The sequence below is a fragment of the Erythrobacter sp. S43 genome (genome assembly GCF_057364955.1).
In genome coordinates, this window is sequence record NZ_CP200285.1 from 383,012 (window position 1) to 394,813 (window position 11,802).

12 protein-coding genes are annotated in these 11,802 nt (G+C 59.2%); 6 read left to right on the forward strand and 6 right to left on the reverse strand.

Going from position 1 to position 11,802, the window contains the following annotated elements; genetic code table 11:
- Positions 1-11 precede the first annotated feature (11 nt).
- Genes purM through AC0V6K_RS02015 form a run of 3 tightly spaced genes read left to right on the forward strand, consistent with a single transcriptional unit; the run spans position 12 to position 3,266 of the window.
- A complete protein-coding gene (gene purM / locus AC0V6K_RS02005; RefSeq protein WP_472624280.1) occupies positions 12-1,109 on the forward strand; it encodes a phosphoribosylformylglycinamidine cyclo-ligase in 1,098 nt (365 codons plus the stop codon).
- Positions 1,102-2,067, forward strand: a complete 966-nt coding sequence (purN, locus tag AC0V6K_RS02010; RefSeq protein ID WP_472624282.1) for a phosphoribosylglycinamide formyltransferase — start codon at positions 1,102-1,104, stop codon at positions 2,065-2,067. The genes purM and purN overlap by 8 nt, the downstream gene beginning before the upstream one ends.
- Complete coding sequence (locus tag AC0V6K_RS02015; RefSeq protein WP_472624284.1) at positions 2,067-3,266, forward strand: sulfotransferase family protein; 1,200 nt, start codon at positions 2,067-2,069, stop codon at positions 3,264-3,266. The genes purN and AC0V6K_RS02015 overlap by 1 nt, the downstream gene beginning before the upstream one ends.
- A gap of 6 nt (positions 3,267-3,272) precedes the next feature.
- Here AC0V6K_RS02015 and AC0V6K_RS02020 read toward each other — a convergent pair whose 3' ends face one another.
- The 6 genes from AC0V6K_RS02020 to AC0V6K_RS02045 form a co-directional block, all read right to left on the reverse strand.
- Positions 3,273-4,523: a CapA family protein gene (locus AC0V6K_RS02020; RefSeq protein WP_472624286.1), complete on the reverse strand. Its 1,251-nt coding sequence runs from the start codon at positions 4,521-4,523 to the stop codon at positions 3,273-3,275.
- A gap of 61 nt (positions 4,524-4,584) precedes the next feature.
- Positions 4,585-5,007: a nucleoside-diphosphate kinase gene (ndk, locus tag AC0V6K_RS02025; RefSeq protein ID WP_472624288.1), complete on the reverse strand. Its 423-nt coding sequence runs from the start codon at positions 5,005-5,007 to the stop codon at positions 4,585-4,587.
- Between the two features lie 120 nt (positions 5,008-5,127).
- Positions 5,128-5,652: a hypothetical protein gene (locus AC0V6K_RS02030; protein ID WP_472624290.1), complete on the reverse strand. Its 525-nt coding sequence runs from the start codon at positions 5,650-5,652 to the stop codon at positions 5,128-5,130.
- 21 nt (positions 5,653-5,673) lie between these two features.
- Complete coding sequence (locus AC0V6K_RS02035; RefSeq protein WP_472624292.1) at positions 5,674-6,105, reverse strand: DNA polymerase III subunit chi; 432 nt, start codon at positions 6,103-6,105, stop codon at positions 5,674-5,676.
- Positions 6,102-6,254, reverse strand: a complete 153-nt coding sequence (locus AC0V6K_RS02040) for a DUF2256 domain-containing protein (RefSeq protein WP_472624294.1) — start codon at positions 6,252-6,254, stop codon at positions 6,102-6,104. The genes AC0V6K_RS02035 and AC0V6K_RS02040 overlap by 4 nt, the downstream gene beginning before the upstream one ends.
- A gap of 11 nt (positions 6,255-6,265) precedes the next feature.
- Entirely contained in the window at positions 6,266-7,723 is a 1,458-nt protein-coding gene (locus AC0V6K_RS02045; protein WP_472624296.1) for a leucyl aminopeptidase, read from the reverse strand.
- A gap of 153 nt (positions 7,724-7,876) precedes the next feature.
- Between AC0V6K_RS02045 and AC0V6K_RS02050 the strand changes: the two genes are divergently transcribed.
- The 3 genes from AC0V6K_RS02050 to AC0V6K_RS02060 all read left to right on the forward strand — a co-directional run bounded on the left by AC0V6K_RS02050 (position 7,877) and on the right by AC0V6K_RS02060 (position 11,789).
- Positions 7,877-10,231, forward strand: a complete 2,355-nt coding sequence (locus AC0V6K_RS02050; protein ID WP_472624298.1) for an LPS-assembly protein LptD — start codon at positions 7,877-7,879, stop codon at positions 10,229-10,231.
- Positions 10,232-10,503: 272 nt separating this feature from the next.
- Positions 10,504-11,325 carry a SurA N-terminal domain-containing protein gene (locus AC0V6K_RS02055; protein ID WP_472624300.1) on the forward strand — a complete coding sequence of 274 codons (822 nt, stop codon included), beginning with the start codon at positions 10,504-10,506 and terminating at the stop codon, positions 11,323-11,325.
- Entirely contained in the window at positions 11,262-11,789 is a 528-nt protein-coding gene (locus AC0V6K_RS02060; RefSeq protein WP_472624302.1) for a peptidylprolyl isomerase, read from the forward strand. The genes AC0V6K_RS02055 and AC0V6K_RS02060 overlap by 64 nt, the downstream gene beginning before the upstream one ends.
- Positions 11,790-11,802 lie beyond the last annotated feature (13 nt).

Sequence of the window (11,802 nt, forward strand, 5' to 3'; positions counted from 1 at the left end):
AAAGCGAGCGCATGAGTGGCACAAACTCCCCATATACGTACGAGCAAGCCGGTGTTTCGATCGAAGCTGGCAATGCGTTGGTGAAGGCTATTGCCCCGCTAGCCAGGGCGACGGCGCGGCCCGGAGCGACCAGTGAACTGGGTGGATTCGGTGGTTTCTTCGATCCCAAGGCAGCCGGCTACAAAGACCCCCTGTTGGTCGCGGCCAATGATGGCGTCGGGACGAAGCTGAAACTGGCAATTGATTATGATCGCCACGACACCGTTGGCATCGATCTGGTTGCCATGTGCGTCAACGATTTGATCGTCCAAGGCGCGGAGCCACTTTTCTTTCTCGATTACTTCGCCACGGGGCGCCTTGAAAATGGCGTTGCCGAGCGTGTGGTCGCCGGCATCGCCGATGGCTGCAAACAGGCGGGATGTGCCCTGATCGGCGGCGAAACGGCGGAAATGCCAGGCATGTATGCCGATGGCGACTATGATCTTGCGGGCTTCTGCGTCGGTGCAGTGGAGCGCGGTGAACAGTTGACCGGAGAGCGGGTTGCCGCCGGTGACGTTTTGCTCGGTCTTGCTAGCTCAGGTGTGCACTCCAATGGATTCTCGCTGGTTCGCAGACTGGCCGCTGATTTCGGCTGGGACATAGCGGCACCCGCTCCATTCGATGCGGATCGCGCTTTGATCGACACTTTGATTGAGCCAACGCGGATATACGTGAAGCAACTGCTCCCGTTGATCAGTGACGGTCTGATCCACGGCCTTGCCCACATCACAGGCGGCGGCTTGCTCGAGAATATTCCGCGCATCCTGCCCAAGGGGGTCCACGCGCATGTCGATGCTGGTGCTTGGAAGCAGCCGGGTCTGATGGCCTTCCTGCAGGACCAAGGCTCCATCGAGCCGGCCGAAATGGCGCGCACCTTCAATTGCGGCGTCGGCATGGTGATTGCCGTGGCAGAAGAGAATGTCGAAGCTGTCACGAAGAAGCTTCAGGCGGCGGGCGAGGCGGTTGTAACCGTCGGCCACACCGCAGAAGGCGAGCGCGGCTGCACGGTGCGCGGCGATGCCGGTGTGTGGTCATCGTATGCCCCTTGGGAGGCAACGCATCTTGGCTGAGAAGGCCAAAATCGCTGTCTTCATATCCGGCGCTGGCACCAATATGGCGGCGCTCATCTTCGCCAGCCGGCTCGAAAGCTGTCCTTACGAAATTGTGCTCGTCGCCAGCAACAAAGCCGAGGCTGCCGGCCTTGAATTGGCTGAGCTTGAAGGCATCCCGACCTTTGTCCACTCGCATAAGGGCCACAGCCGCGCAGACCATGATGCTGCGATGGAGGCGGCGGTCTTGGAGTCGGGCGCGCAGACCATCGTGCTGGCTGGCTATATGCGCATTCTCTCGGACGAATTCGTCGAGCGATGGGCGGGCCGCATACTCAACATCCACCCTTCTCTTCTGCCCAAGTATAAGGGCCTCGACACCTTCGCGCGGGCGATGGAAGCCGGTGACAGCCACGCCGGGTCGAGCGTGCATGTCGTCACCGCGGAGCTCGACGCGGGCGAAGTGCTGGAACAGGTGCGGGTGGCGATTGCGCCAAACGACACACCCGATACGCTCGCCGAGCGCGTAAAGCTGGCCGAACACCAGCTTTATCCGCGTGCCGTGGCCGATTACGTCTCACGCGGGAACGATCCCGACTATCTGCTCGCCAAGGTGCGAGAGCTAGCACTCGCTTTGCCCGAAACGCATGAGCGCGAGAGCCATGGCTCCCCCGGCTTTCGTGTCGGCAGCGAGAAGTCGGGCAAGTTCTTCGCCTATTTCGCGGATCGCCACCATGGTAGCGAGCACATGGCCCTGCTGGTCAAAACCAGCGGTATGGACGAGCTCCTCAACCTTATTGAAAGTCAGCCAGACATTTATTTCAAGCCCGCCTTTTACGGCGCAAGCGGCTGGGTTGGCGTGATCTTGAACCGTCCGGGAGTGGACTGGGATCACGTCGGCGAATGGCTCCAACGCAGCTGGCGCAGCGTCGCCCCCGGGCGACTCACCAAGCTGCTTGATGCAGCGGACATGTTCTGATGCCCCCTCCCCCGCGCGAGCATCTCTTGGCTCGTGGCAAATGGGCCGAACGGGCGAATGGCTTTCTGGGTAAAGCATGGACAAAAGGATGGCTGCCCGCGCCATCGCTGGACGCGCAAGACCTTTGGACAATCGCGGCTAAGGGCTTTGACGAGGCTGCCGAACATGCTGGCCGGAGCGAGGAAGATGTCGCGGATTTCCGGCTGAGGCTTAGCAAACTAACCGGGGCTGCGACTGCCGAAGCCGATCTCAATCCTCTTGGCCAAGCGATGGCCTATGGTCAGCTTGTCCGCGTGATCAGCAACCGGTTGAAGCTGGGCAAGGCGTGGCAGGAACGTCCGGAATTGCTCGAAACCGAGCTTGCCCCGCCCATCATCGTGATCGGTCATATGCGCAGCGGCACCACGCGCATTCACAAGCTGCTGGCCGCTGATCCTGCGCATTCGCACACACGCTACTGCGACGCCTATCATCCGGCACCCAGCAATCTGACACTGCGCCGCTTCAAAGGGTCAGCAGAGCTCAAGATGCTCGAATGGCTCAATCCATGGATGCAGTCGATTCACCCGATGGCAAGCGGTGAAGTTGAAGAAGAGCTGGCTTGGCTTGCCGTTGCGCTCAACCATTCGATCTACGAATCCCAGTGGCGCATCCCGAGCTATTCGGCGTGGAGCGAAGCGCGCGATCCTGCTCCGGTCTACCGCGAGTTGACCCGCATACTTCGGACGGACGCAGCTTTGCGTGGCAACGCGCACCTGCCTCGGGTGATGAAGGCGCCGCAATTCTCTGAGGACCTGGCCACTCTTCTCGCCCAGTTTCCCGATGCCCGACTGGTTCTCGCGAGCCGCGACACGCAGGCCGTCCACCGCAGTGCTGTATCGCTGGCCGCGAACCAGATGGCGATCCAGTCAGACAGTTGCTCGGTCGATCAGATCAAGGCGCTGTGGCAGCACAAGATTGACCTGCGCGAGCAGCGGGTTGGAGCCGCGCTTGCGGACTGGAACGGTCCGGTTACGCGCCTTTCCTTTGATGCTCTGAACGCCGATTGGGAGGCCGAGATAGCCCGCGCCTATTCAGAGCTCGGGCTTGAGCTAACAGACGCAGCTATGGCGGCCATGCGCAAGACTATGGCAGTCAGTCAGAAAGGCGCTCACCGGGACCATTCGGCCCAGCTTGAGCGGTTCTCTAGTCAGAACTGACAGCGATTACTTCTTCCAGCTCACCGTGCCATCGGCAGCAATGCTGATCCCGCTTTCGGGGATGTCACGCATGCTCAGCTCTGCTGTACGACGCGCTGCAGCTCCGGTCTTGTCGATGTACGGGCCACCCGGACGATCCTGACGCGCCGAAACGATGCGCGCGGTTTCCAGCGCACCATCTTTGCCAACGGTGATGTCAGCAATCGGAGCAAGGCCGTTGTGCCCGCTTAGGTTAAAGCGGCCATAGGTCCAGAAGTTGCCGAGCGAATAAGCGATGAAGCGGCCCTTATAGACCTCGATCGCGCGCGGGATGTGCGGGCCGTGACAGAACACAGCGTCCGCGCCTGCATCAACTGCTGCGCGCGCAAAGGCCATCGGATTGCCACGGTTTTCGCCCAGGAACATCTCTGTCTTGCGAGTCACGCGGTGGTGCTTCGAACCTTCGGCCCCGATGTGGCAAGAGACCACAACGATGTCCGATTGCGCATCGGCCCGTGAGACAAGCGAGCGCACACCGGCGAGGTTGTGCACTTTGGGCAGGCCCGGATTGTGGCCGAAGGAAACAAGGCTGACCTTGGTCCCATCATCCAGCGTCTGAACGCCAATGCGGCGACCGTCCTGATCCGCACCCGAAACGGCAAAGCCGGCTTCGCGCAAGTGTTTGAACGTCGCACTGCGTCCGCCTTCACCAAAGTCACGCGCGTGGTTGTTCGCATTGGACATCATGGTGAAGCCTGCATCTTTCAGATACTTGGCGTGGAAAGGCGGGCTGCGGAATACATAGCACACCGCCGGGTTGCGGCAGTACTTGGCGCCCGCACTGCTGGTGTAGAGTGTGCCTTCGAAATTGCCGAACACAACATCGCCGGATTTGAAGAGGTCCTTCATCTCCTGCCCCATCACATCGGCAGGGTCTGCACCCGGCTTGATCTTCGGGTCCATGCGAGGAGACGGATAATCGCTGCCCATCATGATGTCGCCGACACCAATGATGCGATACGGGGCAGAGCTGCCGAGCGCAGCGTCAAATTCTTCCGCGACGCTGTTCTGGGCCGAGGCAGGAGCTGGCGTGACCGTGACGCCGGATTTGTCGCCGGACTGGCTAGAGCTGATGCCAATGCCGCCGACCAGCAGGCCAATGGCAACAACACCTGCACTCATTTTCAAATAGATATGGCTCGCCATTGCGCGGCCCCCTCCAGCTTTCGCGAGATCAAGAACGCGGAAGATATAGCGGACCAGATGAACAACAGCCACTGCCCCTGTTCAGGGACAATGGCTGCTGTCTCAAAATGATAGTGGTTTCGAGCGGCTAGGTTTAGCCGACGATTTCGTCATCGCTGAAGAAGAACTCGATTTCGATCTTGGCGTTTTCTTCGCTGTCCGAACCGTGGACGGTGTTTTCGCCGATCGACAGGGCGTGTTCCTTACGGATCGTGCCGTCTGCAGCTTCCGCCGGGTTCGTTGCGCCCATGATGTCGCGGTTGCGCTTCACAGCGTCTTCACCTTCGAGGACCTGCACAACCACAGGTTCGCTCATCATGAAATCAACGAGTTCGCCGAAGAAAGGACGCTCTTTGTGCACGGCGTAGAAGCCTTCTGCCTGCTCGCGGCTCATGTGGATGCGCTTGGAAGCGACGACGCGAAGGCCCGCTTCTTCCAGCATCTTGGTGACAGCGCCGGTAAGGTTACGCTTGGTGGCATCAGGCTTGATGATTGAGAATGTGCGGGTGACCGCCATGGCTTTTTCCTTGAGAATGGCGCGAGGCTTTCCCCACGCAACGGGGTTTGAATTGCGCGCGCCTCTAGCCGCGTGTGCCCGCCGCTTCAAGCCCTATGCGCATTGTTGCGCTCGCCAAGCTTAATCGGCCTTAGTTCGAATGACATTCAGCATCACAGTTGTCGCATCTGCATCTTCGAGACGAGAGGCACTGACCGTCAGCTTCAATCCGTCTGAAGCACGGTCACCGGCGATTGTGCTGCTGTCCTCGAAAGTCAGGTCAATCGGCAGATCAAGATCGGCTTCTTCCGCCTCTTTCTTGTAGTGTGCGATAACATCGACCGGAGCAGCATTGCTTTCAAACATAATCGTGGTCTGATTGCCCTGATCCGAGGTGGTGCGGGTGTTGGCCACAACCTTCGCGCCCGGAAACAATGTAAGGCCTGCCGGCAATTCCACCGCGAGGTTTGCTCCGGTTTCTTGTGTGATCGTGCCGCCTTCGGGTGTCTCAATCGTGGTCTTGGTGCTCGCAGAAGAGCCATCAGCGTTGATCGCGGCACCCGATCCGCTGCCGTCCTCTTCTGGGAACAGGTCCGACGATCCATCGCCACATGCCGTGAGAGCAAGCGAGAACGGAAGCAGAGGCAACAAGTAACGATGCGACATACGACGCCGCTTAGCATGGTTTCAGGCGACCTTCACCCACTTGCCGCCATCTTGGCGAAAGAAACTGCGTTCACCCTCGCCGCTGTCGAGTGATTTCCAGACTTCGCGTGCTTGCGCGACCGTCGTTTCGTCGAACAACAGGAATGCGCGGTCGAAGCCTTCGGTGTCCCGAAACTCTCCATCGGCGAAGATCACATGGCTCGCGGTGTTAAGTGGATCAGGCGTTTCGGAAAGCAGAACCGGCTGGGATTGTGCGGTCGGCGCATCCGCTTCGGCATTGGCCAGAAAGCTCTCTGGCCCGGCAGCCCAAAGCCCTTTGGAAATGGCCTGCCGCTGATCTGGATCACTGCTGACAACCAACAGCTTTTCGCCTTGGTCGAGCACGCGCTGAGCGATCAAGGCAACGACTTTCTCCACCGGATCGCGCGAAAGCTGCCAGAAATCGACCTTCATGCTTCAGCCTTCTTGTTGCGCTTACAGCGTTCAGAACAATATTTCACATTGTCCCAATCGCGCTCCCACTTCTTGCGCCATGTGAAGGGCAATCCGCAAGCCGCGCAGATCTTCGATGGAAGATCAGACTTCTTGCGCATTTTTGCCATATAGAGAGGCCCTACTTCTCGACCGTGTCGGCAATCAGTCTGTCGATCAGACGGGCTCCGTAACCCGTCGCACCCTTATCCCAAGTGTGGCCGGGTTTATCCGCCCAGACAGTGCCTGCGATGTCGCAGTGCGCCCATGGGGTGCCCTTTTTGATGAAGCGCTCAAGGAACTGGGCCGCAGTGATCGAACCGGCCCAGCGTCCGCCGATATTCTTCATGTCGGCAATCGGCGAGTCGATCAGCTTGTCGTAAGCTGGCCCCAGCGGCATGCGCCAAAGCTTGTCACCGGTTGCAGTGCCCGCTGCCAACAGATCATTGGCAAGAGCATCATCGTTCGAAAACAGGCCGCCATGCTCATGGCCCAGAGCAACGATCATCGCGCCAGTTAGAGTAGCGAAATCGACGATGCGGGCCGGCTTGAATTCTTCTTGCGCCCAATGCAGCGCGTCGCACAGCACCAACCGCCCTTCGGCATCGGTGTTGAGAACTTCGATAGTCTGGCCGCTCATGGATGTCAGCACGTCGCCAGGACGGATCGCGTTTCCATCGGGCATGTTCTCTACCAGGCCCATCACACCAATGACGTTGGCTTTGGCCTTTCGGCTAACCAGCGCAAGCATTCCGCCAGCAACCGCGCCAGCGCCGCCCATGTCCCACTTCATATCTTCCATGCCAGGTCCGGGCTTCAACGAGATACCGCCTGTGTCGAACGTCACGCCTTTGCCGACGAACACGGTCGGTGCCTCATCGCCGCCACCGTTCCAGCGGATCGCGAGCAAGCGCGAAGCGCGCGCAGAGCCTTGGCCAACGCCGAGAAGCGCTCCCATGCCAAGCTTTTCCATTTCGGCTTCATCGAGAACGGTAATTTCCGCGCCGGTGCCTTCGAAAGCCTTCTCGCACAGCGCCACGAAGCTCTCCGGATAGACAACGTTGGGCGGCTCGGTCTTGAGCATGCGAGTGAACTCTACGCCTTTGGCAATCGCGCTCTCGCTGTCCCATGCCTCGTCGGTTCCTTCGGGCGCGTTGACCACATGCACCGTCTCAAGCGTCGGACGCTTCTCGGCGGCAAGCGTTGTGTGATAGACGTCATGCCGCCACGCGCGCAGCCGCACACCCAGCAAAACCGCTCCGGCTTCTTCGGCCGAGAGATCCGCGTGACCGAGATCAAGCACCATGCTCGTCTCGCCCGAGCACAAAAACTTAGCGGTCAGAGCAGCGCCAGACCGCTCAAGGTGGAGACGACGTTTGTCTGCGCCCGTGTCCCCCGCGCCCGAGACCGCTATGCGGGAAAGGCCATCGTCAGCGCTCGAAAACCCTTCAAACACCTGCCCAGCGTTGCCTTTAAAACGGGCGGCTGCCGCGCCTTCGGCAATCGCTGTGTCGAGATCGTCCAGCGTATCGCCCTTGTTCACAATGCGGGCTTTAAGCCGGACATTGACAGGGATGGTGTCAGTGAAGAGGATTTGCATGAAAACTCCGCTTAATTCTCGCCCCCGAAGCGTTTGAGCGTGGGGCATAAACTGGCCATGCCGGGATCATTGAACAGCCGCGTTTTGGAACTGTGTGTGCACCGACAGGGAATGGCGATTGCGATTAAGCGCCAGCGGTGCAATAGGCAAGCCATGTCGGGAGGTTCTCTGGCTGTGTCACGCACCGCTTTGTGTCCACGCGCACGCACTCCATTTCTGCACGCTTCGTCCCGCGCGGCCCTTATCGCTGCGTTCGGGTGCTTTTCGCTGTTCGCAGCAGAATCGGCCAGCGCGCAGGACCAGGCAAGTGGACAACCGCTCGATACCGAAGAGATTGAAGCGTTCGAGCGCGCGACCCAGCAAGACGAAGAACCGACTTTCGAAGCTCAACCTGAAAAGCGCGAATACGACTCAATCGATTTCGAAGCCGATCAGCTCCAATACGAGAACGAAGAAGATATCGTCACCGCGCGCGGCAATGTGATCCTGCGCAGTGAAGATCAGTCCGTTCGCGCCGACGAAGTCGTTTGGGACCGCAAGTCAGGCCAGATAACCGCCACCGGCAATATCCGGGCCGTCGATGATGCAGGCAATCAGCTCTACACCGAAAGCCTGAACCTAACCGACAAGTTCGAAGCCGGTGCGATGTCTGACCTGCTTGTGGCTCTGCGCGCGGGCGGCAGGTTGGCAGCTCGATCAGGTGAGCGCGGCGAAGACGGCACCATTCTGCTGACCGATGCGGCATACACCGCCTGCGCCGTCACAGGCGAAGGCGGGTGCGACAAAAATCCGAGCTGGCGGATCACCGCCGACCGCGTGACTTACTCGCCTGATGAGTCACGCGTTCGTTTCAAAGGCGCGATGCTGGAGCTGTTCGGGGCTCGCATTCTGCCGCTTCCCGGCCTTTCCCTTCGCACTGACGGACGGGCGGAATCGGGCTTTCTCGTGCCTGACATTCGCGTGACGAACGTGAACGGCCTCGAGCTGTCGGGTTCTTACTATCATCGCCTCGCACCCAACAAAGATCTGACACTGGGCGCGCGTGTTTATTCCAGCGTAGCCCCCATGGCGACGGCGCAGTGGCGCCATCTCACGGACAAAGGCGCTTACCAGATCACCGGTTACGCAACGGTCAGCAGCCGCATAGCTGACTTCACCGGCGTGCCCACCACACAAAGCGATCCGCGCGGCTACATCGCGGCCAATGGCCGGTTCCAGTTTGATCCGGAGTGGAGCGTCACTGGGTCATTGCGCGTTGCGAGCGACCGCACCTTCCTGCGCCGGTATGACATCAGCCGTGATGACCGCTTGCGCTCCACCTTCAATGTCGAGCGGATAGACGAAAGCTCGTATTTCTCCATTGCCGGGTGGGCCACGCAAACTCTGCGTATCAACGCCGACCAGGGGCAAATTCCCGTCGCTCTTCCCGCCATCGATTATCGACGGATTATTGATGAGCCGGTTCTGGGCGGGGAGATCGAGCTACAGGCGAACACCCTCGCATTGCTGCGGACCGATGGGCAGGACACTCAGCGCGCCTTTGCCGGGGCGAAATGGGATATGCGGCGGCTCACCGGCCTTGGTCAGGTCATCACCGTCACCGGCTTGGTTCGCGGGGACGTCTATCACACCAGCGATACGCTCTCGACCCTGACCGAAGTCTATCGCGGCAATGAAGGCTGGACCGCGCGCGGTGTTGCCATCGCGGCGGTTGATCTGGAGTGGCCATTTGCAGGCGAAGCATTTGGCGGAACGCAAGTGATCACTCCGCGCGTGCAGCTGGTTGCCAGTCCCAAGATCCGCAACCTAGCCGTGCCTAATGAGGATGCCCGTGCGATCGATCTGGAAGACTCCAACCTTTTCGCGCTCAACCGCTTCCCCGGCTATGACCGCGTCGAAGATGGTGTGCGCCTGACATGGGGTGTGGATTGGGAACTGACAAAGCCGGGGTGGAGTGTCCGCACCAATATCGGTCAATCCTACCGCGTTGATGCAGATCGTGAGATCTTCCCTGACGGCACCGGCCTATCCGAGCGCGTCTCCGACTTCGTGGGACGCACCGAAATCGCTTTTCAAGATTTCGTGAAATTCACCCACCGGTTCCGGTTGGACAAGGACAATCTGGCGATCCGCCGGAACGAGATCGACGCGACAGTCGGCAGCCGTAAGACCTATCTCGAAGTGGGCTATCTGCGGCTAGATCGCGATATTACCACGGTTGAGGATTTGCAGGACCGCGAAGAATTCCGCGCCGCTGCTCGCGTTGCCTTTGCCAACAACTGGTCTGTGTTTGGATCGGGCGTCTTCAACCTTACCGATGCGGCTGAAGATCCGGTTTTCAACCCCGACGGTTTCGAACCGATCCGAACCCGTTTGGGCGTCGCATATCAAGATGATTGCATCGAATTCGGCCTGACATGGCGCCGCGACTTTATCACCGCGGGTGATGCGGAGCGCGGAAACACGTTCCAGCTGTTCTTCGCGCTGCGCAATTTGGGCTTCCAATAGAGATAGCCAACAGCAGCTTGGACAAAACTCTCTGTGGTGAATTGGCACGCTCTGCAAAAGCGGCTAAGGCGCGCGGTGACGGCATAGATCCGGCTCAGCGAGGGTTAATCCTTGGTCTGACAAAGGGACTATCAGCAGGGGGTTTTTGCGCGTTTTGGGCAAATGCGCTTTTTGAGATTTAAAACCGGGATTGGAATACCGTGAAATTGCAGGTTCTTTCAAAATCGTGCGCCGCATTGGCGATCGCAGGCGCTCTGGCAACGACAGGCGTAATGAGCGCGGCGACCGCACAAAACACAGCGCAGCCGACTGCCGCAAACCCGCTTGGCGTGCCGACCGATATCAGCATCATCAAGGGCGATAACCCCAATGAGCGCGGCGCAACTGCGCTGGTCAACGGCTATGTCATCACCGGCACTGACATCAACCAGCGCGTTGCCTTGGTTACCTCTGCATCCCAGAATCAGGTGACCGAAGACGAAAAGAAACGCCTTCAAATGCAGGTTTTGCGCAATCTGGTGGATGAAACCATCAAGATTCAGGCAGCCGCAGCGCAGGAAATTCCGGCCTCCAGAGCAGAAGTTGAGCAGACTTATGCCCAGCTTGCGGCTCAGAACTTCGGTCAAGAACCGAACAAGATGGACGAATACCTGCTCTCGATCGGCTCCTCGCCTGACGCACTGAAGCGCCAGATCGAAGGCGAGCTGGCATGGGAAAACCTCCTGCGTCGCAACGTGACTTCTTTCGTCAATGTTGCCGAAGAGGAAGTGCAGGAACGCCTGCGTCGTCTGCAGGAATCGAAGGGCACCGAGGAATATCGCCTTGGTGAGATCTATCTCTCGGCCACGCGGGAAAACCGCGAAACCGTTCTCCAGAATGCGCAGCAGATCATTCAGCAGTTGCAGGGTGGTGGCAGCTTCCAAGGTTATGCTCGCCAGTTTTCCGAAGCTTCGACTGCAGCTGTGGGCGGTGACACCGGGTTCTTGCGTTTGGAAACGCTGCCCCCGCTCTGGCCAACGCTGCACGTCAAATGCAGAACGGCCAATTGGTCGGGCCGATCGAGATTCCGGGCGGCTTCTCGATCCTCTATCTGATCGACAAGCGGAAGGTTCTGTCTGCCGACCCGCGTGATGCCACACTGTCGCTAAAGCAGATTTCGATCGACTTCCCGCAAGACGTTGATCAGGCCACGGCTGAGAAGCGTTTAACCGAATTCACGACCTTTGTGCAAAGCCTGACCAGCTGTTCGGACGCGGAAGCGCGCGGCGCAAGTGTTGGCGCGAGAGTGGTTACCAACGATGCTATCAAAGCACGTCAGTTGCCAGAACAGCTGCAAAACCTCGTCCTTGGCCTCGAAGTGGGCAAATCCACACCGCCATTCGGCTCCCCGCAAGATGGCGTGCGTGTCCTGATGCTGTGCGGTCGCGATGATCCTGAAGAACAGGGTCTTCCATCTGCCGAGGAAATCGAGAACCAGATCCGCGAGGAACGTATCAGTAAGCGCGCACAGCGTTATCTGCGTGACCTGCGCAACGACGCTTATGTCGAGTACAACTGAGCACTCTCGAGGA